Source organism: Serratia sp. X10 (assembly GCF_017811775.1).
In the GTDB taxonomy this organism is placed as follows: Bacteria; Pseudomonadota; Gammaproteobacteria; order Enterobacterales; family Enterobacteriaceae; genus Serratia; species Serratia ureilytica.
This window is the reverse complement of record NZ_JAEIOH010000003.1, coordinates 162,354-183,007: the sequence shown is the minus strand read 5'-3', so window position 1 is coordinate 183,007 and position 20,654 is coordinate 162,354. Positions and strand designations below refer to the sequence as shown.

General features: G+C 59.9%; 24 protein-coding genes. 6 read left to right on the top strand and 18 right to left on the bottom strand.

The genetic code is table 11. The features are described 5' to 3' along the window. Positions 1-24: 24 nt before the first annotated feature. The 5 genes from glnQ to dps all read right to left on the bottom strand — a co-directional run bounded on the left by glnQ (position 25) and on the right by dps (position 3,504). Entirely contained in the window at positions 25-747 is a 723-nt protein-coding gene (gene glnQ / locus J9788_RS11170) for a glutamine ABC transporter ATP-binding protein GlnQ (protein ID WP_004939230.1), read from the bottom strand. Beyond that, entirely contained in the window at positions 744-1,403 is a 660-nt protein-coding gene (gene glnP, locus J9788_RS11165; RefSeq protein WP_182264881.1) for a glutamine ABC transporter permease GlnP, read from the bottom strand. Before glnP ends, glnQ begins: the two co-directional genes overlap by 4 nt. A gap of 103 nt (positions 1,404-1,506) precedes the next feature. Further along, on the bottom strand, positions 1,507-2,250 hold the full coding sequence (glnH, locus tag J9788_RS11160) for a glutamine ABC transporter substrate-binding protein GlnH (protein WP_016928516.1): 744 nt from the start codon (positions 2,248-2,250) through the stop codon (positions 1,507-1,509). A gap of 341 nt (positions 2,251-2,591) precedes the next feature. Beyond that, entirely contained in the window at positions 2,592-2,858 is a 267-nt protein-coding gene (locus tag J9788_RS11155; RefSeq protein WP_033633755.1) for a DksA/TraR family C4-type zinc finger protein, read from the bottom strand. 142 nt (positions 2,859-3,000) lie between these two features. Next, on the bottom strand, positions 3,001-3,504 hold the full coding sequence (gene dps, locus J9788_RS11150; RefSeq protein WP_016928514.1) for a DNA starvation/stationary phase protection protein Dps: 504 nt from the start codon (positions 3,502-3,504) through the stop codon (positions 3,001-3,003). Positions 3,505-3,862: 358 nt separating this feature from the next. Between dps and J9788_RS11145 the strand changes: the two genes are divergently transcribed. Beyond that, positions 3,863-4,414, top strand: a complete 552-nt coding sequence (locus J9788_RS11145; RefSeq protein ID WP_033633754.1) for a shikimate kinase — start codon at positions 3,863-3,865, stop codon at positions 4,412-4,414. Here J9788_RS11145 and nanQ read toward each other — a convergent pair. Both nanQ and rhtA read right to left on the bottom strand, forming a co-directional pair. Beyond that, on the bottom strand, positions 4,396-4,863 hold the full coding sequence (gene nanQ, locus J9788_RS11140) for an N-acetylneuraminate anomerase (protein ID WP_033633753.1): 468 nt from the start codon (positions 4,861-4,863) through the stop codon (positions 4,396-4,398). The genes J9788_RS11145 and nanQ overlap by 19 nt on opposite strands. Positions 4,864-4,995: 132 nt before the next feature. After that, entirely contained in the window at positions 4,996-5,883 is an 888-nt protein-coding gene (gene rhtA, locus J9788_RS11135; protein ID WP_046896937.1) for a threonine/homoserine exporter RhtA, read from the bottom strand. A gap of 400 nt (positions 5,884-6,283) precedes the next feature. On the opposite strand from rhtA, the gene ompX reads away from it, so the two are divergent. Continuing rightward, entirely contained in the window at positions 6,284-6,802 is a 519-nt protein-coding gene (gene ompX, locus J9788_RS11130) for an outer membrane protein OmpX (RefSeq protein WP_019454480.1), read from the top strand. Between the two features lie 86 nt (positions 6,803-6,888). Here the strand turns inward: ompX and J9788_RS11125 are convergent, their stop codons facing one another. Then, the gene (locus J9788_RS11125) at positions 6,889-7,872 is read right to left on the bottom strand and encodes a nitrilase family protein (RefSeq protein WP_094144128.1); all 984 of its coding nucleotides are present in this window, start codon (positions 7,870-7,872) and stop codon (positions 6,889-6,891) included. A gap of 91 nt (positions 7,873-7,963) precedes the next feature. Between J9788_RS11125 and J9788_RS11120 the strand changes: the two genes are divergently transcribed. Then, entirely contained in the window at positions 7,964-8,836 is an 873-nt protein-coding gene (locus tag J9788_RS11120; protein WP_182264880.1) for a LysR family transcriptional regulator, read from the top strand. Positions 8,837-8,840: 4 nt separating this feature from the next. Here the strand turns inward: J9788_RS11120 and J9788_RS11115 are convergent, their stop codons facing one another. The 6 genes from J9788_RS11115 to ltnD all read right to left on the bottom strand — a co-directional run bounded on the left by J9788_RS11115 (position 8,841) and on the right by ltnD (position 14,494). Next, a complete protein-coding gene (locus J9788_RS11115; RefSeq protein ID WP_182264879.1) occupies positions 8,841-9,371 on the bottom strand; it encodes a GNAT family N-acetyltransferase in 531 nt (176 codons plus the stop codon). A 63-nt stretch (positions 9,372-9,434) separates the two neighbouring features. Next, positions 9,435-10,805 (bottom strand): GntP family transporter, encoded by a 1,371-nt coding sequence (locus J9788_RS11110; protein ID WP_046896941.1) that lies wholly within the window; start codon positions 10,803-10,805, stop codon positions 9,435-9,437. Positions 10,806-10,911: 106 nt separating this feature from the next. Further along, a complete protein-coding gene (gene otnI, locus J9788_RS11105; protein ID WP_182264878.1) occupies positions 10,912-11,688 on the bottom strand; it encodes a 2-oxo-tetronate isomerase in 777 nt (258 codons plus the stop codon). 3 nt (positions 11,689-11,691) lie between these two features. Beyond that, complete coding sequence (locus J9788_RS11100; protein ID WP_089191378.1) at positions 11,692-12,324, bottom strand: aldolase; 633 nt, start codon at positions 12,322-12,324, stop codon at positions 11,692-11,694. Then, the gene (otnK, locus tag J9788_RS11095) at positions 12,321-13,580 is read right to left on the bottom strand and encodes a 3-oxo-tetronate kinase (protein WP_288443557.1); all 1,260 of its coding nucleotides are present in this window, start codon (positions 13,578-13,580) and stop codon (positions 12,321-12,323) included. Before otnK ends, J9788_RS11100 begins: the two co-directional genes overlap by 4 nt. Then, a complete protein-coding gene (gene ltnD / locus J9788_RS11090) occupies positions 13,580-14,494 on the bottom strand; it encodes an L-threonate dehydrogenase (protein ID WP_046896944.1) in 915 nt (304 codons plus the stop codon). The genes otnK and ltnD overlap by 1 nt, the downstream gene beginning before the upstream one ends. Positions 14,495-14,777: 283 nt before the next feature. On the opposite strand from ltnD, the gene ygbI reads away from it, so the two are divergent. Further along, positions 14,778-15,548 (top strand): DNA-binding transcriptional repressor YgbI, encoded by a 771-nt coding sequence (gene ygbI, locus J9788_RS11085; protein ID WP_182264877.1) that lies wholly within the window; start codon positions 14,778-14,780, stop codon positions 15,546-15,548. Positions 15,549-15,697: 149 nt separating this feature from the next. Here the strand turns inward: ygbI and J9788_RS11080 are convergent, their stop codons facing one another. The 4 genes from J9788_RS11080 to J9788_RS11065 all read right to left on the bottom strand — a co-directional run bounded on the left by J9788_RS11080 (position 15,698) and on the right by J9788_RS11065 (position 18,353). Next, on the bottom strand, positions 15,698-16,225 hold the full coding sequence (locus J9788_RS11080; protein ID WP_046896946.1) for a hypothetical protein: 528 nt from the start codon (positions 16,223-16,225) through the stop codon (positions 15,698-15,700). A gap of 122 nt (positions 16,226-16,347) precedes the next feature. Continuing rightward, positions 16,348-17,115, bottom strand: a complete 768-nt coding sequence (locus J9788_RS11075; RefSeq protein ID WP_033650565.1) for a molybdopterin-dependent oxidoreductase — start codon at positions 17,113-17,115, stop codon at positions 16,348-16,350. Then, positions 17,108-17,713 carry a cytochrome b/b6 domain-containing protein gene (locus J9788_RS11070; protein ID WP_033650566.1) on the bottom strand — a complete coding sequence of 202 codons (606 nt, stop codon included), beginning with the start codon at positions 17,711-17,713 and terminating at the stop codon, positions 17,108-17,110. The genes J9788_RS11075 and J9788_RS11070 overlap by 8 nt, the downstream gene beginning before the upstream one ends. Before the next feature lie 13 nt (positions 17,714-17,726). Next, a complete protein-coding gene (locus tag J9788_RS11065) occupies positions 17,727-18,353 on the bottom strand; it encodes a hypothetical protein (RefSeq protein ID WP_046896948.1) in 627 nt (208 codons plus the stop codon). Positions 18,354-18,493: 140 nt separating this feature from the next. On the opposite strand from J9788_RS11065, the gene J9788_RS11060 reads away from it, so the two are divergent. Together J9788_RS11060 and J9788_RS11055 are read left to right on the top strand one after the other, a co-directional pair. Further along, a complete protein-coding gene (locus J9788_RS11060; protein WP_033650568.1) occupies positions 18,494-19,165 on the top strand; it encodes a heavy metal response regulator transcription factor in 672 nt (223 codons plus the stop codon). Beyond that, the gene (locus tag J9788_RS11055; RefSeq protein ID WP_046896949.1) at positions 19,162-20,583 is read left to right on the top strand and encodes a heavy metal sensor histidine kinase; all 1,422 of its coding nucleotides are present in this window, start codon (positions 19,162-19,164) and stop codon (positions 20,581-20,583) included. Before J9788_RS11060 ends, J9788_RS11055 begins: the two co-directional genes overlap by 4 nt. Positions 20,584-20,654 lie beyond the last annotated feature (71 nt).

The following is a 20,654-nucleotide window of genomic DNA, read 5'->3' as shown; positions in this document are numbered from 1 at the left end:
GCGCCCGCCGTTAAACCGCCAGGATCAGGACACGTGCTGCAGGAACTCCTGCAGACGCGGGCTTGGCGGATGGTTGATCAGATCGTGCGGGTTGCCGTCTTCGGCAATCCGGCCCTTATCGATAAAGATCAGGCGCGACGCCACTTTTTCGGCAAAGCCGACTTCATGGGTAACGATGACCATCGTCATGCCTTCCTCGGCCAGATCTTGCATCACCTTAAGCACTTCGTGGCGCAGCTCCGGATCGAGCGCGGAGGTCGGCTCGTCGAACAGCATCATTTTCGGCTTCACCGCCAGCGCGCGCGCAATGGCCACGCGCTGCTGCTGGCCACCCGACAGTTCGGACGGATAGTGGTGGGCACGTTCCGCCAGACCGACCTTGGCCAGCAGCTCGCGCGCCAGCTTTTCCGCATCGGACTTCTTCGCGCCGCGCACGCGGATCGGGCCGAAGGCGACGTTTTCCAGCGCCGTCAGGTGCGGGAACAGGTAGAACTGCTGGAATACCATACCGGCTTCCTGGCGGATCAACCGATCGTCCACTTTCGGATCGTTGGCTTTCAGGCCATCGACGATCAGATCGCCGCTGGTCACCTCTTCCAGCTTGTTGATGCAGCGCAGCAGGGTGGATTTGCCGGAGCCGGACGGCCCGATGATCACCACCACTTCGCCTTTGTCGATCTTCAAATCGATGTTGTGCAGCACCTGGGTTTGGCCAAAATGCTTGGAGACGTTTTTAAATTCAATCACAGGATTTTCATCCTTCTTTCCAGACGACGCAGCACGAAGCTCAGCACCAGAGTAATAATCAGGTAGATAACCGCCACGGCGCTCCAGATTTCCAGCGCGCGGAAGTTACCGGCAATAATTTCCTGACCCTGACGGGTCAGCTCCGCCACGCCGATCACGATGAACAGCGAGGTATCTTTGATGCTGATGATCCACTGGTTGCCCAGCGGCGGCAGCATGCGGCGCAGCGCCAGCGGCATAATGACGTAGCGGATGGTTTCGCGGCGCGACAGGCCGAGCGCCAGCCCGGCTTCGCGGAAACCGTTATGGATAGACAGCACCGCGCCGCGGGTGATTTCCGCGATGTAGGCGCCGGAGTTGATCATGATGGTCACCACCGCCGCGGTGAACGGATCGATGCGCAAATCGGTGAACGCCATCGGCAGGGCGAAGTAGATGAACATCACCTGCACCACGATCGGCGTGCCGCGGATCACTTCGATAAACACCAACGCGATGTGGTTGGCGATCCATCCGCCGTAGGTGCGGGCAAAGCCGGCGACGAGGCCGATGATCAGGCCGCCAATCAGACCGAGGACCGAAATCAACAGGGTCATTTTGGCGCCCTCTAACAAGATAGGAATGGCGGGCCAGATGGCGCTCCAGTCGAACTGCATGATATTTCTCCCGGTGATCCCAAACGTGGGTATCAGATACAACGAAGCGCAGGGGGTTAAGCGACCCCCTGTGCTTAAGTTAATAGCGTGCCAAGTTCACCGCTTACTTAGGTTCGGTGCCGAACCACTTCTTGTAGATTTCGTTATAGGTGCCGTTCTCGCGCAGGGTTTTCAGCGCGCCGTTCACCTTCTCGCGCAGCGCATCGCTGCCTTTAGGGAAGGCGATGCCATACTGCTGCGCTTCCAGCGAATCGCCGACGGTTTTGAACTTGCCGGCGCCGGCCGTCTTGATGAAGTATAAGATGTTTGGCGTGTCGTGCAGCACCGCGTCGGCGCGCTTGGTGCCCAGTTCCATATAAGCGTTGTCAATGTTCGGGAACTGACGCAGATCCTTGGTTTTGATGTGCTGCTTGGCGTAATCCACCGAGCCGGTGCCGCTCTTCACCGCCACCACTTTACCATTCAGATCGTCGATGCCTTTCACGCTGTTGTTGTCGGCATTGACCATGACCAGCAGGCCGCTCTTGTAGTAACCGTCCGAGAAGTCGATGGCTTTCTTGCGCTCATCGGTGATGGTTATGCCGGCCAGCGCCAGATCGACGTTTTTGGTCTGCAGCGCCGGAATGATGCCGCCGAAGTCCATCGGTTTCAGGGTGTAGTCCAGCTTCAGTTCTTTGGCGACGGCGGCCCACAGGTCGATGTCGAAGCCGACATATTTGTCGCCTTGCTTGAACTCAAAAGGAACGAAAGCGGTGTCGGTGGCGACCACCAGTTTGTCTGCTGCGTGGGAACTTACGGCAAAGGCCAGGGAGAGTGCGGCCAGGGAGACTTTAAAAATCGACTTCATGAGAGGAATTCCTGTACAGGTTGCGGATTACCCATTTTTTATATTGCAGTTGGTGCCATGAAAAAATCGTGCCATGTTTTCAACTACTATAAAAACAAAGAGTTACTGTGTGATGTTGTGCCGTGACGGCGAATAGTTATGGTTGTGCACCACAATGAGGCACCGAAATGGTGCGTAAGAATTATCTTGGTGCACGAGGCTATCATTAACCAAATTTTGGCTGTGAAACAACCGTTCTTTAACGTTTTTGCTTCAATATTGATAACTAACTCTAACTTTCATGATGCACTGACGGTGCAAGCGTGACTGCGAGAGGGGAAAAAGGGGAGCAGATGATAATGCTAGCGCAACTGGCTGTCTTTGCTGCCGCGCCGGTTGTACAGGCTGGTGGCCGCGTGTTTTTTGTCTTGTTCGGCCTGGCAGGCGACGCAAAAACGCACCCCCTTCAGCGCCTGGCGGCGCGCCTCGGGGATCGGTTCTCCGCATTCCTGGCAATAGCGTTCGCTCTCGCCATGCCCGAGCGCATCACGCGCGCGCTGCACCGCATCGTCGACGGTGGAATCAATTTGATCTTGTACGGCGCCGTCCGCCGCCCAGCCGCTGGCCATCATCACCTCCTGACAAGGGAAACCTACCGTTTAATATGGGCCGTTTTTTGCACAATTCAACGGCCGCACAAAAGAAAACAGGCCGGGCGAAGCCCAGCCTGTTCTGCCCGGCACGACGGGCGGTCTGCAACGCGTTGCGGCGTTATTCGATGTTGGATTCGATGAACCACAGGAACTTGTCCAGATCGCGCGAGGCGGCGGTGAACATATCGGCGGTGTCTTCGTCTTCCACTTCGGTAATGGCTTTACGGATGTCGTTCGCTACCGCGCCATAGCGATCGGCCAGCGCTTTCAGGTGTTCTTGCACGCTGTGGATATTGGTCGGATAGCTTTTCAGCGGCGTGCGATCGTTCACCACCTGTACGGTGCCCAGCGCCACGCCGCCCAGCTGCACCACGCGCTCGGCGAAGGTGTCCTGGTGCTCGATGATGGCGGTGCGGAAGCCGTCCAGCATTTCATGAACCGCGATAAAGTTCGCGCCACGCATGTTCCAGTGCGCCTGTTTGGTGATCAACGAAAGATCGATGAATTGCACGACCTGGTGGTTCAGCGCCTTGATGGCGGCCAGTTTGATTTTTTCGTCCAGATCGTTACGGGTATACAGCAGATCAGAAGATTTCGTTTTCACCAGTTTAGCGGTACTCATATCAGATATCCTCTTGATTAGTCGTTGTCCTATTTCGTTACGGGATCAATTATAGCAGGGCTGTTTATTTTTGCCGGACGAAAATGGCTATTGTACAAATAGGGTTAGCCTACGGATAATGGGTCTGGTTGAATTTTTATTTAATGCAATAGCATGAAAAATATAATTATTTGTCATTTACTGATTTGTTATTTATGGCTGTGAAAATTTACCTTGGTTATTTTATTTTTTCGCCTGCGGGTTTCGGCTAAATATCCGCTTTGTTATCGTGGTGTTAATTTCTCATCCATTCATATTGATAGCGGTAATTGATGCCGCTACAGTAGGGTAATTATCCTCTCTCTTTATAGGGCGAATAATGAAAATTAACGTCGTCGGCACCAGCGGCAGCGGTAAAAGCACCCTGGCGCGTCAACTGGCGGAACGGCTTGGCGTGCCCTATATCGAGATGGACAGGCTGTATTGGCGGCCTGAATGGCAGGGAACGCCCGATGATGAGTTCCTGGCGCGGCTTGAACAGACGCTGGCCGAAGCGGGGGATGGCTGGGTGCTGGACGGCAATTACAGCCGCACGCAGCCGGTCAAGTGGCGCGAGGTCGATTATATTCTGTGGCTGGACTATGGTTTCGGCCGCACGTTGTGGCAGGCCGTGCGCCGCGCGTGCCGACGCGCGGCCGGCAAAAGCGAGCTGTGGCCGGGCACCGGCAATCGGGAAAGCTTCCGCCGTTCTTTCTTCAGCCGCGAGTCGATCGTGCTTTGGACGATCCGCACTTACTCGAAGAACCGGCGAAAATACCTGGCGGAGATGGCTCGTCCCGACGCCGGGCGCCGTTTCGTGCGCCTGCGTTCACCCCGCCAGGCCGCCGATTTTCTACGGGCGCTGCTGCAGGTTCACAGCAGCAGACGGTGATGGATCCTCACCACCGCTTTCTTGATGTGCTGCGGCCGCTGCCACACGCAGCCGGTCTTGTGCGGTTCCATCTGGAAAAAGAGGGCGAACATGCCGTGCGTCATGTGCAGCGTTTGCGGGTGGCGTTTGATGTCCAGCAGCAGCAGATCGCTATTCTCCGTGTGGGGTTGTTCGCGATGCCCATTGCCCGCCAGGCCGTATTCGATGCGCTCTTCACCGCTGATCAGCAGATGCAGCGCGATGTATTCCTGATGCATTTCGGCGCGCTTTTCCGCCGCCGGCGCGGTGGTCAGCGTCATCACGTCCATAAAGATGTTGTCGCCGTCGATCGGGTGATGCCCCAGCGCCAGTTCTGGCAGGTCGCATCGGCGCAATTCGGTCAGGGTTGAAACCAGCGCCGGCGCGAGTCCGCGGCCGAAGCGTGGGTTGAACAGGCTGTTGTGAATCACTGTTATTCTCCATGTGAGCGAAAGTCCAAAGAGCCTGCGATACAGGCTAAGGGGAAGTATGCCGACTTGTCACGAGGAAAACAGTTAACCCGCCTGCATTCCGACGTTGCGGTCTGCAGGCGAGTCGGGTCATCAGGAAAGGCTTTCGAGGCGAGGTTTGGGGCGAATGGTGAGGGCGGAGCCCATGGAGGCGGCGATGATCGCCGCCAGCGCCAGCCATTGCACGCCGCTCAGGTGTTCGCCGAGGAACAGCATGCCGGATAACGCCGCCATCGCCGGTTCCAGGCTCATCAAGGTGCCGAAGGTGCGCGCCGGAATTTTGGGCAGCGCGATGATCTCCAGCGAATAAGGCAGCGCGGTGGAGAGGATCGCCACCGCCAGCGCTATCGGCAGAATCTCAACGTTGAACAGCACGCTGCCGGTTTGCCAGGCGCCGATCGGGCAGAACACCAACGCGGCGATCAGCGAGCCGAGCGCCACCGTGCCGGGGCCGTGATCGCCGCCGGCCTTCTGGCCGAAGATGATATACACCGCCCAGCAGGCGCCGGCGCCGAGTGCGCAGGCGGCACCCAACGGGTCGATTCCGCCTACGTCGTGACCAAGCGGCAGCAGGAACCACAGCCCGGCGATCGCCAACGCCACCCAAAGGAAGTCAATCGGCCGCCGCGACGAGAACATGGCCACCGCCAGCGGGCCGGTAAACTCCAGCGCCACGGCGATGCCGAGCGGCACGGTGCGCAACGACAGGTAGAACAGGTAGTTCATCGCGCCGAGCGACAGGCCGTAAATCAACAGCGGCAAGCGGCTGCCGGCGGCGATGCGCATGCGCCACGGGCGGAAGATGATGAACAGAATCAGGGTGCCGATGAAAAGACGCAGCGTCGTGATGCCTTCCGCGCCCACGATCGGGAACAGGCTTTTGGCCAACGAAGCGCCGCTCTGGATCGACACCATGGCGATGATTAACAGACAAATGGGCAGCAGCGCGGAGGGCGCTCTGCCGGCAGTAGATAACGACATCCTTAATGGGCCTTTTATGCGCCGTTCTTCAGCCTTGAGAAAACGGTCAAAACAGGGATGCGAGCAGTGTAAATGAAATGACGAAAATCTGTCTGAGAAAAGCGCGCATCGCGGTGAAATCCGCCGATCCTCGGATGAGATGTGGCGGATTTGGTCAAAAAATGCGCTTTTTCTTAAGAATTATCTGGATATTAAATAGGTGATTTTTGTCACAGAAAGTCGTAGAATACGGCCGAAAATAGAGCGAAAAGAAGAAGATACACTGTTCTTGAAATCTTCTGTTACACGATATAAAGCATTAGACACTCATTTCAAGGCAGAGTTTCACGCTAATTTTTGTTATATTTTCAAAGCATGAACAAATGGATGTACTTAATAATAAAACGCGTTTGAGGTGGTTATGAAAAAAATTGCATGTCTTTCCGCAGTAGCAGCTTGCGTATTAGCAGTTAGCGCAGGTACCGCATTCGCTGGTCAGAGCACCGTATCCGCTGGCTATGCGCAGGGTGATTTCCAAGGCGTTGCTAACAAAGCCGACGGTTTCAACCTGAAATACCGTTACGAGTTCGACAACAACCCACTGGGCGTAATCGGTTCCTTTACCCACCTGGAAAAGGACGGTTCTCAGGACGGTTTCTATAACAAAGCTCAGTACAACTCTATCTCTGCCGGTCCAGCATACCGCATCAATGACTGGGCGAGCATCTACGGTCTGGTTGGCCTGGGTTACGGTAAATTCACTACCAACGCTCAGAACGGCACTTCTCGTCACGACACCGCTGACTACGGCTTCACCTACGGCGCCGGTCTGCAGTTCAACCCAATCGAGAACGTTGCCCTGGATGTCGGTTACGAGCAGAACCGCATTCGCAGCGTTGACGTTGGCACCTGGAACGTTGGCGTAGGCTACCGCTTCTAAGTGTGTTCGTGCCTGCGGGCATGAACCTGCGGCCTTGTTTGCCGCACCCATAAAAAATCCGCCTCCGGGCGGATTTTTTTTATCTGTCATTCACCGCCGCGCCCCGTCGGCTGCGTCGAAAAGCGCGCGCTGCGGGCATCGCGCTCATAGCCTTGCGGCTCGGTCAACAACCCGTACAGCTCGGGGCGCCGCCCGTAGATCCAGCGGCGACCGGTGCTGAGCGGGATCAGCGTCAGATCGAGCTCGGCGCTGACCATCCGGTCTTCCGCCGCCCAGGTCTCCGCCACGATCCGGCCGTAAGGATCGAGGATCATCGCGTTGCCGGTGCGTATTTCATCGTCATCTCGGCCCACGCCGTTGCTGAACAGCAAGAACAGCCCGTTGTCGTGAGCGCGCGACGGCAGCCAGCGCATCAGCCAGCCGCGGCCGTGTTCGCCGCGAAAGGCGGCTTCTATCGCCTGCGGATCTTCCGCGCGCCGCTGCCACAGCGCCTGCGGGATCGGCTTCATGCCGTGCGGGCTGCGCGAATGGGTGCCGCCGGTCTGGTGCGGGGCGATCAGCACCTCCGCGCCCAGCAGCGCCGTTGCGCGCACATTCTCCACCAGATTATTGTCCCAGCAGATCAAGACGCCCACGCGTACGCCCCAGGGGGTATCGAACACCGTATAGCGGTCGCCGCTGGCGATAGCCGGGTGCTCGAAGGCGTGCAGTTTGCGGTGCACATGCAGTTCGCCGTCCGGCAGACAAACGGCATAGGCGTTGTAACATCGGCCGTCATCGCCCAGCTCGATCAGCCCGACGCCAATCGCCATGTTGTAACGCTCAGCCAGCGGGCGAATGCGCGCCAGCGAAGGGCTGCTCACGATCGGCTCCGCCAGCGCCCGCACTTCGGCGTCGGACAGATGGCGCACGTGCCAATAGCCGGTAACGCACATTTCCGGGAAGGCCAACAGTTGTATCTGTTGTTCGGCCGCTTCCGCGATAAAGCGTTCCATGGTCGACAGGTTGTAATTCTTGTCATTGGCGCGATGCTGAAATTGCACCGTGGCGGCGCGTAATGAGGTGGTCATGGGATTTCTCCGGTTGGGGTCTGCATTGATTACAGCAGGCGAATTGATTACTGTATAATCAATTAAATTCCTTATTTGATAACCTAACGGAATGGATATAAAACAACTGCGCGCCCTGGTGGCGCTGGCGGAGCAGGGCAACTATCGGCAGGCGGCGAGCCTGCTGTGCATCAGCCAACCGGCGCTGAGCAAGCAAATTCAGGCGCTGGAAGCCCAGCTTGACGTTCGGCTGTTCGAGCGCGGCCGACAAGGGGCGGTGCTCACTGCCGGCGGGCGGCGGCTTTACCCGGAGGCGCAGGCGCTGGTGGAGCAGTATCAGCAGTTTCAGCGGCGCGCGCGGCGGGTGGCGCTCGGGGAAGCGGGGCGGCTGGCGCTGGGGTTTGGCCTGTCCAGTTTTCATCTGGCGCCGCAGTTGGTGGCCGCCTTTCGCCAACGGTTTCCCGAGGTGGCGATTGGTCTCGAAGATCTGCCGTCGGAGCGGCAGTATCAGCTGTTGCTGCAGGGAGAGTTGCAGGCGGGGTTCGTGCGCTTGCCGGTCAATACGCCACTGTGCGGCGTCGCGTTGTTGAGCGATCGGTTGGTGCTGGCTGCGCCGGGCGCGCTGGCGCTGCGCGCCGACGATTTGATGACGCGTTTCAATCAGTTGCCGCTGTTGCAATTGACCCCTAAACGCGGGCGCGGGCTGAGCGATCAGTCGCTGCGGTTTATCGCCGCTCACCGGTTGACGCCGAACGTAGTGCAGCAGGCCGGCGACATCCAGACGCTGTTGGCGCTGGTCGCCGCCGGCGTCGGCGTCGCGCTGTTGCCGCACAGCATCACGCATATCGCGCCGGCCGGCATCGACATTTTACCGCTGAGCGGCGAGGAGACGGAGTGGCAGGTCGGTATCGCCTGGGCTCCGCAGCGCGCCGACGCGCTGCGGGACAACTTCATTCAGACGGCGTTGGCGGTGCAACGCGCTTAGGCATTCAAAGCGGGCAGTGCATCACCACGATCGGGTTTTGATGGTACTCGCTGCGGTGGCTTTCGCTGAAGCCGACCTTTTTCGCCAACGCCAGCGAAGCCTGGTTTTCAGGCGAGATGATGCAGATGGTTTTTTCCCCCGGCAGGTGCGTTTTCCCCCAGGCCAGCGCCGCCCGCAGCGCCTCGGTGGCATAGCCTTTGCCGTGCGCCGAACTCACCAGCGTCCAGCCCATCTCCGGCGCATCGAGCGGCGGGGTGATGTCGCGCAGGAAGTTGGAGAAGCCGATGCTGCCGAGATACTCGCCGCTCTGCTTGTCACGCACCGCCCAATACCCGTATCCCAACAGCGCCCAGTGGCCAACGTAGCGCATCAGGCGTCCCCAGGAGTCTTCCCGGTCGCGCGGGGTGCCGCCGATATAGCGCACCACCAGCGGGTCGGCCCACAGCGCGGCCAGCGAGTCGAAGTCGTCCAGCGTGTGCGCGTCCAGCCGCAGGCGTTCGGTGATAAGCGTTGGCGCGGTGTTGATTACGGTCATGTTGCTGCTCCTGCACAGGGGGAAAGGCGATGAAAAACAACGGCGTTCAGTATGCCAGAGAAATCACGCCGCCAGCCACAACAGCCAGGTGAACAGGAAGCCGCTCAGGCCGAGCAGGGTGGTCAGCACCGTCCAGGTCTTCAGGCCATCGGCCACCGACAGCCCCAGATAGCGCGTGACGATCCAAAAACCGGAGTCGTTGACGTGCGAAAGCCCGAGCCCGCCGAAACAGGTCGCCAGCGTTACCAGCACCAGCTGCAGCTGGTTCAAGCCGCTGACCGCTTCCGACAACAGGCCGCCGGTGGTCAGGATCGCCACGGTGGCGGAACCCTGCGAGGCGCGCAGCGCCAGCGAAATGATAAAGGCGGCGGGCACCAGCGGCAGGCCGATGGTCGTCAGCACCTCCGCCAGCGCCTTGCCGACGCCGGATTCCACCAGCACCTTGCCGAACACGCCGCCCGCGCCGGTCACCAGGATCACCACCGCGGCGGTCGGCAGCGCTGCCCCCATCACGTCGCCGGCATGCTGCAGGCTCCAGCCGCGGCGCAGCGCCAGGAAGTAGAAGGCCAGCAGCAGGGCGATCATCAGCGCCACCGCCGGCGAGCCCAGCAGCGACAGCGCATCGCGCAGCGCCGAGCCGGCCGGCAGCAGGGTGGCGGAGACGGTGCCGAGCATGATGATGGCGATCGGGATGACGATCAGCGCCGCCACCAGGCCAGCGCCGGGCGGGTTGATGCGATCGCTGAGCGGCGCGTGATCTTCCGGACGCGGTTCCGGCGCCGCCAGCTGCAGCTGTTCCAGCACCTCTATCGATAACGGATAGGTTTTGCGGTTGAGGTAGTTGGCGGCGAAATAGCCGATAACGCCGACCGGAATACAGATCGCGAGGCCGATAATGGTCAGCCAGCCGATGTCGGCGTTGAGCAAGCCGGCGGCGGCGACCGGGCCGGGGTGCGGCGGCAGCGCGACGTGTACCGTCAACATCACGCCGGCCATCGGCAGGCCGAACTTGAGCGGCGACACTTTGGCGACCTTGGCGAAGCCATAGATAATCGGCGCCAGAATGATAAAGCCGACGTCGAAGAACACCGGAATGCCGAGAATAAACGCGGCGAGGGTCAGCGCCGCGACGGTATGTTTCGGCCCCAGACCCTGGCTGAAACGCTGCGCCAGCGACTCGGCGCCGCCCGATTGTTCGATCATGCGACCGAGCATCGCCCCCAGACCGATGATGATGGTCACCGAGCCGAGCACGCCGCCCATTCCGGCGGTCATCACTTTCATCACTTCACCGGTCGGAATGCCGCTGGCCAGCGCCACCAGCAAACTGACCACCAACAGCGCGACGAAGGGCTGCACCTTCGCCTTAATCACCATCAATAACAGCAGCACCACGCCGAGTACGGCAATCAGCAACAGCAGAGAGGTAGACATGAAAAAAGCCTTTCGTTGGGTAAGCGTTGGGCACCGCGATCGCCGCGTGGCGATACGGGTGCGTTTCATTGTTATAAAATCGATTTCCTGGTGTCGGCGTGCGGCTTTAGCGGTAAGGCTTCAGCCAGCCGAGCCCGGCGGCGGTGTCGCCGCGCGGGCGGTATTCGCAACCGATCCAGCCCTGATAGCCGAGCGCATCCAGCTTGTCGAACAGCCACGGATAATTCAGTTCGCCCTCGTCGGGCTCATGGCGATCCGGCACCGAGGCTATCTGGATATGCGCGTAGCGCCCGGCCAGCGTCTCCAGCAGCCCGCTGATATTGCCGTCCACCAACTGCGCGTGGAAAAAATCGAACTGGATGAACACGTTCGGTCTCTCGATCGCCGCCACCGCTTCCGCCGCCTGATGCTGACTGGCGAACAGGTAGTCGGGTTTGACCGGCGGGCTGAGCGCCTCGATCAGCACCTTGACGCCGTGCGGCGCAAAAGCGTCGGCGGCATAGCGCGCATTGGCGATAAAGGTGTCGAGATAACGCCGTCGATCCGCGCCCGCGGGCAGCACGCCGGCCATCAGGTGCACGCAGGGGCAGGAAAGGGCGATGGCGTAGGCCAGCGCGCGATCGATATCGGCGCGCGCATCCCGCTCGCGGCCCGGCAGCGCCGCCAGCCCCCATTCGCCGGCGGCGGCATCGCCGGGCGCGGTGTTGAACAGTACCTGTTGCAGGCCATTTTCGCGCAGTTTTTCGGCCAACAGATCGGCGGGATACTCGTAAGGGAACAGGAATTCCACCGCGCTGAAGCCCTGTGCGGCAGCGGCGGCAAAGCGATCGAGGAACGGCACCTCGGTAAACATCATCGACAAATTGGCGGCAAATTTAGGCATGGTTCAGCTCCGTAATTCGGCAATTTCATCAGCGGTCAAATAGCGGATCGGACGATCGCCGAGGGTGAAGATCAGCCGCGCCGCATCTTCCATCTCTTCGGTATTGTCCGCTGCCGCTCGCAGGTCTTTACCCGTCACCACCGGGCCGTGGTTGGCCAGTAAAAAGGCGCGGTGGGTCGGCGCCAGGCGGGCCAGATCCTGCGCCAGCCTTTCGTCGCCGGGGCGATAGTAGGGCACCACCGGCACCTTGCCGACGCGCATCACCACATAGGGGGTGAACGGTTTGATGGCGTTGTCGGCGTCCAGCCCTTGCAGGCAAGAGAGCGCCGTGAGGTAGGTGCAATGCAAGTGCACTACCGCTTTGCATTCCGGGTTGTTCAGATAGAGCGCCCGATGAAAGCTGATCTCTTTCGACGGTTTGTCGCCGGAGAGCCAGTCGCCGTTCAGGCTCACTTTAGACAGGCGATCGGCCTGCAGCTCGCCGAGACAGGAGCCGGTCGGCGTCGCCAGCAGCGCGCCGTCCGGCAGCAACAGCGAGAGGTTGCCGGCGGAGCCGGTGGCGTAGCCGCGTTGGAAAAACGAGGCGCCCAGGCGCACCATTTCTTCACGCGCTTGCTGTTCAATCGTCATGCTCATACCGGGAACTCCGTTTGCGCGCGCACGAAGAAGGCTTCATCGCCAAAATTGCCCGATTTCAGCGCCAGGGAAATCGCCCGATCGCTGGCGCGCACCCAGGGAACGCCGGGGGAAATGCTGGGGCCGATATGGAAGCCGCGAATGCCCAGCGCCTGTGTGACCACGCCGGAGGTTTCGCCGCCGGCGACGATAAAGCGATTGAACCCCAACTGATGCAGTTGCATCACCAGTTCGGCGAACAAGGCTTCCACCGCTTCGCTGGCGGCGGCGCCATGCCGTTGTTGCGTTTGCTGCAACGACTCCGGCGATGCAGTGGCGTAGATCAGCGGGGCTAGCGCTTCTCTTGCATGGCGCTGCGCCCAGTGCGCCAACTCGACGGCGTAGGCGGCGCGCGTCTGGGGATCGAAGCAACGGTCGATATCGATGGCCTGCGCCGCCGCGCGTTCGCGATAGTGCGCCACCTGCCGGTTAGTCATGACGGAGCAGGAGCCAGACAGTACCGCCGCCTTTTCCCCCTGCGGCGCGCCGGCCGCTTCTGCCGTGCGATCGCCGTTCTGCGCCCATTGCCGCGCCAGGCCGATCGCCAGGCCCGAACCGCCGGTCACCAGCTTCATCGTTTTCAACGCTTCACCCTGGGTAAGCAGATGCCGTTCGTTGAGCGTGTCCAGCACCGCGTAGCGCACGCCTTCCTGCGCCAATTGCTGCAGTTTCTCGCTGACTGCCTCGGCGCCGCGATCCATTTCCGCCGCCGTCACCAGCCCACAGCGCCCGGCGGCCTGGGACTCCATCAGGCGAAGCAGGTTGCTGTCGGTCATTGGCGTGACCGGGTGATGACGCATGCCGGACTCAGACAGCAGCTGCTCCCCGACGAACAGGTAGCCCTGATAGACCGTGCGGCCGTTTACCGGAAGCGCCGGGGAAACAACCGTGAAATTTTCCCCCAGGGCGGCGAGCAGGGCGTCGGTCACCGGGCCGATATTGCCTTGTGCGGTGCTGTCGAAGGTGGAGCAGTATTTGAAGTAGAACTGGCGGCAGCCCTGTTTTTGCAGCCAGGCCAGCGCTTGCAACGCCTGTTCGACCGCCTGCTCTGCCGGGCAGGAGCGCGATTTCAGGCTGATGACGACCGCCTGAGCACCGACCGGCGTTTCGTCTTGCGGCACGCCGTTCAACTGCACCGTCGGCAGGCCGTTTTGCACCAAAAAACTGGCGATGTCGGTCGCGCCGGTAAAATCATCCGCGATTACGCCGAGCTGCATCAGAGCGTCTCCTTTTTCTGCGGCAGATCGATGCCGGCAAAGATTTTGATTACCGCGCTGTCATCTTCTTTACCGTAGCCGGCGTTGCTGGCGGCGGTAAACATGGTGAAGGCGGTGGAGGCCAGCGGCAGCGGGAAATGCAGCGCCTTGGCGGTATCCGCCACCAGCCCCAGATCCTTGACGAAGATATCCACCGCCGATTTGGGCGTATAGTCGCCGTCGACCACGTGGCGCATGCGATTTTCGAACATCCAGGAGTTGCCGGCGGCGTGGGTGACGACGTCATACATGACGTCCAGCGGGATGTTGGCGCGGGCGGCCAGCGCCATGGCTTCCGCCCCGGCGGCGATGTGCACCCCGGCCAACAGCTGGTGGATGATTTTTACCGTCGCGCCCAGGCCGATGGTTTCGCCGATGCGGTAAACCTTGCCGGCGATGGCGTCCAGCACGGGTTGCAGGCGCGTGAAGGTGGCGTCGGCGCCGGCGGCCATCACCGTCATCTGGCCTTCTTCCGCCTTGGCCGCCCCGCCGGAAACCGGCGCATCCAGCATCGCCAGGCCGTAGTCCAGCAGCCGTTGCTCGATCTGTTTGGCGTCATCGGCGGAAATGGTCGAAGACACCATCACCGCCGTGCCCGGCTTGAGCTGCGGCGCCAGGCCTTGCTCGCCGAACAGGATTTGCTTCACCTGTGCGGCGTTCACCACCAGCAGCAACACGGCGTCCAGCTCGGCGGCGAAGTCGCAGGCGCTGGGGGCCGTTTGTTTCGCGCCGGCCTGTTGCAGCGCCGCCAGCGCCTGCGGATTGAGATCGGCGCCGTAGGTGGTCAATCCGGCGCGGAGGCATGAACGCGCGGCGCCCATGCCCATCGCCCCCAGCCCGATGACGCAAACGGCATAATTCCCTGGGTGTGTCATACTGCACTCCTGTTAATTTTAGTGATAATTTGTTTTGTTGTGTTAAATGTAAGCGCTTGTCGGCCGATTATCCGCGATCGTTATCACAATAATTAACAATGTGTGAAACGGATTTTTCGTGCGATTTCTGGCCTGAAGCAACATTACTATTATGTTTTTAAATAAGTTTATGTTTTGCCAGCCTAACTGCGCTCGCCGTCACGCCGCGAGAAATTAGGGCTATCGGCGAACGAAAATTGACGTAAAATCACAATTATTATCACCGCAGCAACGAGAGGGAACCGTGATACCTGTAGAACGCCATCAACAAATTCTTGCGCTGGTATCCGAACGCGGCGTCGTCAGCATCGCCGAGCTGACCGAACGGCTGGGGGTGTCGCATATGACGATCCGCCGTGACGTGCAAAAACTGGAAGAACAGGGGGCGGTGCAGTCGGTCTCGGGCGGCGTGCAGGCGCCGGAACGGGTGGCGAGCGAACCTTCTCACCAGACCAAAGAGGGGATGTTCGGCCGGCAGAAAATCGCCATCGGCCGGCTGGCGGCGCGGCAAATTCCCGCCAATAGCTGTATCTATCTGGATGCCGGCACCACCACGCTGGCGCTGGCGAAACAGATCGGAGAACGTGACGATTTGACGGTGGTGACCAACGACTTTGTCATCGCCGGGTTCCTGATAGAGCATAGCCAGTGCCGAATCATCCACACCGGCGGCACTGTGTGCCGGGAAAACCGTTCCTGCGTCGGCGAGGCGGCGGCGCAGGCGCTGCGCGGTCTGTTTATCGATCTGGCGTTCATCTCCGCCTCTTCGTGGAGCATGCGCGGCCTGTCGACGCCGAACGAAGATAAGGTGATGGTGAAGAAGGCCATCGTCGAGGCCAGCCGCCGCCGCATTCTGCTCAGCGATACGTCCAAATACGGCAAAGTCGCCACCTATCTGGCGCTGCCGATCGCCGCCTTTGACGCCATCATTACCGATGAGGGGTTGCCCGCCGCCGCGCGGGAGGCCATTGAGCAAGCGGGGATTGCATTGCTGACGGCGGAAGAAGAAGAATAAGAACGAACCGGAATCAGGATGGAAGTTCGGTATCGATGCTACGTGCGGGCGGTTCACTGGTTTCAACGCCGCCGCGTTCACGCCATTCGCGGCGCCTTTGTTCCCACCACTCTTCGTGGAAGGCTTGCATCTCTTTCAGGCGCTGTTCCTTAACGTGCTGTTGGTAAGTATGGGATGCTATGGGGGCTACGTGGGATTTCGATGACATAGAGGCCGTCCTTTATAAACTCTATTTTGTATAAATAATGCCCTTTGTGCGCGTATTTTTTCAACAAAAAATCATAAATTTTAGCTAATGCTGGCCTTAACGGTGCACTTAAGATGATCCTGGCATGATACTGATAGGCAAACTTGAGAAGAGTTTCCCCGATGCCAACAACGAATAAGCGTTCGCGTTGGAGAAGGGTATAATGCATTGCGGTATAGGTATCGAAAGCTGAGCGCCGATGCCTGTTTACGTCGCTCAACGCCTTAACATCATAAAACTCCAGAGAGAAAGCATTATTGAGGAGAGCAGTGTCCACATACACTGGGGCAAACCAATGGTGCATGTTTTGCCCAATTCTCTTGAAATCCAAATGATAGATGGCCGATTTACCATCACCTTTTCTGACAGCAATCTGATATCTGTATGTGTCTGCTATTCCAGTGTGTGACTCCCTCACATCAATATCCATGATAAAATCCTTTTTACTATTATTTTTCCTATAGTTATCCCCTTTGTGACGAACAGATTATTAACCGCGGCGGAGACGATCCTCCAGCCGCCGATGAAGGTTGTGCGCAGCGCCGCGCAAAACTAAATGCCGCTGAACCAGTTGTAGCCCTGATCTTCCCAATACCCGCCTGGATTGACGTCGCTGACGAAGATGGCGGCGATATGTTTGGCATTTTTGAACCCCAGCTTGGTCGGCACGCGCAGCCGCAGCGGGTAGCCGTAGTCCGCCGGCAGCGCCTTGCCGCCGAAATCCAGCGCCAGGATGGTCTGCGGGTGCAGCGCGGTGGCCATGTCGAGGCTGGCGTAGTAACGATCGGCGCATTTGAAGCCGACGTAACCGGCATTCAGATCCGCGCCGACGTGCTGCAGAAAGGTGCGCAGCGGCACGCCGCCCCATTGGCCAATGGCGCTCCAGCCCTCAATACAGATCAGGCGCGTGATCTGGCTTTGCTGTGGCAGCCGCTGCAGCTGTTCCAGCGTCCAGGGCGCTTTTTTCTCCACTTTCCCCGCGACCTCAAGCCGGTAGCCGGCGAGATCGATCTCGGGGACGTTGTATTCCGGGTAAAATGCGTTAAAGGGGAAAGGGTGGGTGATCTGATCCGGCCGGTAAGTTTGCGCCAACCGCTGGCCGCTGAACAGCCAGGCCTGCACCCGGTCGTTCCAGCGCGACATGGCCCACAGCACCTTATCCACCCGATCGCCGTCTTGCAGATTACACCCGGTCAGCATGGCGATGCCGCCCAGCGTCAGCCCGGAGCGCAACATCAGCCGGCGTTGCAGATTGACCAGCTGCTTTTTTTGGTCCGGTTCCAGCGTCGGCGCGGTTGCCCGCTGTTTTTTCTCATTCATGTTTGCCACCCGTTATCATCGCCCACAGGGTTTTGGGCACGACAGCCACCATAAAGACGTGGATCGCCACAAACAGGCCGATGCCGGCCATGGCGAAGAAATGCACGTAGCGCGCGAAGTCGAAGCCGCCAAACAGCGCGACCAATCCCTGCAGCTGAACCGGTTTCCAAATCGCCAGGCCGGAGAGCACCAGTAATAGGCCGAGCGCCAGTACGCCGAGGTACATCAGTTTCTGAATGGCGTTGTAGCGGCCATGCCGGTGGCGCAGGCGCAGCGTCATCGCCAGCCAGATATCCTGCCGCAGCGCGTCGGCGCGAAGCGGCAACAGATCGCGGCGAAAATGGCCGCTGAACAGGCTCCACAGCAGATAGCAGACGGCGTTGAGCGCCAATAGCCACATCACCGCCAAATGCCAACCAATCGCGCCGCCCAGCCACCCGCCCAGCGTCATCTGCGGCGGAAAGCGGAAGTCGAACAGCGGCGAGGCGTTGTAGATTTCCCAACCGCTCATGAACATGCACACCATGGCGAACAGGTTGATCCAATGAGTGATGCGAACCGGCCAGCGATGCACCGGCGGCGACGCGTTGGTCTTCATGGCATTCCTCCGGTTACATCGGCGGCACGGTGCCGTCTTTGCCGGCGGAAATGCGCGTGGCGACGCGCTGACCCTTATCGTCGGCGGCGGAGAACAGCACGATGTGCACGCCCGGTTTAAGCAGGCTCAGATCGCCCGGATCCAGCGTCACGATCGGCACGTCTTCCGGCACGACGACGGTTTTCTGCTGGTTACCGTAAGTAACGGTCAGGGTGCGGCCGTTGGATTTCACCAGTTTGCCGACGGTGCCGTTGGTCATGGTGTCTACTTTGCCGTCGGCGGATTCCCAGGCCGAATGTCCTTCGCCTGTGCCGCGCAGGCTGGCGGCGAACACGTGCACTTCCAGTGCCTTGAGCGTGCCGTCCGGCTGCGGCACGGCGGCGGTGCCGATAAAGCTGTCCGGTTTGATATCGTCCAGCGTGGCTTTGGAAACGCTGAGCACTTTAGTTTGATCGTTCAGCTTGACGCTGAGTGTCTCGCCCTTGCGGTCGGTCAGCTGCAGATTGCCGTCGGCAACCTGCGTGATGGTGCCGCGCAGCGGCGCAATCACCTTGCCCGGCGGTTGGGCGGCGGCGGCCAATCCGCTGGAAAGCAGTAACGTGGACAACAGTAAACCGGCTATACGATGACGGGTAATCATAACGTTCTCCTGAAATGAGTTTGCCGGTTAAGCATGGTTGACCTACTGGGTCAGCGCCATGGCCGTTTGATGACATTAATGTCATCAAGTTTGTCCGCCGAAGCTGCTAGTATTTTTGCAGACGTAACGAGGTGGCGAGCATGCGAATACTGGTAGTTGAAGACGATATCGGCACAGGGGATTACCTGAAGAAAGGGCTGGGGGAAGCGGGCTATGGCGTCGATTTGGCGCGCAACGGCACCGACGGGCTGTTTCGCGCGTTGGAGCAGGACTACGATGCGATCGTGCTCGATGTCATGCTGCCGGGGCTGGATGGCTGGCAGATCATCGAGGTATTGCGCAAGAAAAGCGACGTGCCGATCCTGTTTCTCACCGCCCGCGATGGCGTGCAGGATCGCATCCACGGTCTGGAGCTGGGCGCGGACGACTATCTTATCAAACCGTTTTCCTTTACCGAGTTGGTGCTGCGTTTGCGCACCTTGCTGCGCCGCGGGCCGGCGCGCGAAGCCGATCATTACGCCATCGCCGATCTGCAGTTGGACGTGTTGCGCCGCCGGGCGGTGCGCCAGGATCAGGTGATCCCGTTGACCAATAAAGAATTCATGCTGCTGCATCTGCTGGTGCGGCGTGAAGGCGAAGTGCTGTCGCGCACGCAGATAGCCTCTCAGGTGTGGGACATGAATTTCGACAGCGACACCAATGTGGTTGACGTGGCCATCAAACGCCTGCGCGCCAAAATCGACCGGCCGTTCGACGTCAAGCTGATCCACAGCGTGCGCGGCATCGGCTATGTTTGCGAGCCGCGCTCGTGAACGCCCGCGCTTCACGTCGGCCGGTGTCGCTGACGCTGCGTACCGCCATGCTGTTCGCGCTGGTGGCCGCCTGCGTGGTGAGCGGGGCGGGCTGGTATCTGTTCGGCGCGATGCGCCAGGAAATGACGCTCCGCAGCGACCTGCAGGTGACCGGGCGCGTAGAGTATTTCCGCCATTTACTGGGGCAGCGCTTTCCTTTGGCGCGCCTGACCGCCAATAACGGCCTGTTCGAAAACATGCTGGGCAATGAACAGGACGTGCTGATTTTCCAAATGCCGGGGCAAAAACCGCTCATCAATGTGAATCCGGCCAGGGTGGCCCTGCCGCCAATCGCGCCGACGCCGCCCGAACAGGCGCAGACGCTGGCCGCCGTGCGCGGCGGGGAAACGGCGCAGGGGGTGCCGCTGCGCGCGGCATCGGCGATGGTGCGTCTGGAAGACGGCAGTTTGCTGCAGATCTCCGCTGCGCACGTCATGGTCAACGAGCAGAAGATGCTGGCGCGTTACCTGTGGCGCATTGTCGCGGCGGTCATTGTGGCTTTCCTGCTGATTGCGCTGCTGGGCTATGGGGTCATGCGCCGGGGATTGAAGCCGCTATGGCGCATGGCGGCGCAGGCGTCGCAGATTGCGCCCAATACATTGTCCACTCGCCTCAGCGAACAGGGGGCGCCGAAGGAGTTGCAGCAGCTGACCCGGTCGTTCAATGCGATGCTCGATCGGTTGAATGAAGGCTATCAGCGGCTGACGCAGTTTTCCGCCGATCTGGCCCATGAGATCCGCACGCCGGTGGGCGCGTTGATGGGCCAGTGTCAGGTGGCGCTGTATCAACCCCGCAGCGTGGAGGAGTACGAAATCCTATTGTCGAACAATATGGATGAGCTGGAGCGTATTTCGCGCATGGTGGAAAACATCCTGTTTCTGGCGCGCGCCGGTGAGGCGCAGTCTGCGCTGAACTACAGTCATCTGGAGGTGGCGACCGAGCTGCGGCGGGTGGCGGATTACTTCGAAGGGCTGGCGGAAGAACGCGGCATCGCGCTGAGCTGCGAAGGGGAAGGCGAGCTGAAGGCGGACGCGATGTTGTTCCAGCGGGCGCTGAGCAACCTGGTAGCCAACGCGGTGCGCTATGCTGATGAAAACAGCCTGATCGCGTTGCGCGCTGAGCGGCGCGCCGATGCCTGGTGGGTGCAGGTCATCAATCAGGGGCCGCCGATCGCGCCGGCGCATCTGGAAAAGCTGTTCGATCGTTTCTACCGCGCCGATCCCGCGCGCAGCGCCGGCAGCCACGCCAGCGGCCTCGGGCTGTCCATCGTGCGCGCCATCATGACGTTGCACGGTGGTGAGGTGCGCGCGCAGTGTACCGATGATGGTCGTACGGCTTGTTTGACCTTTAGTCTGATATTCCCGTCATCAGCTCAGTGAGCCGCAGCGAATGCATTCGCTCACTGCGGATAACGCGATAGGCGTCATTTGTAATTTTTTCCTTTCATTCC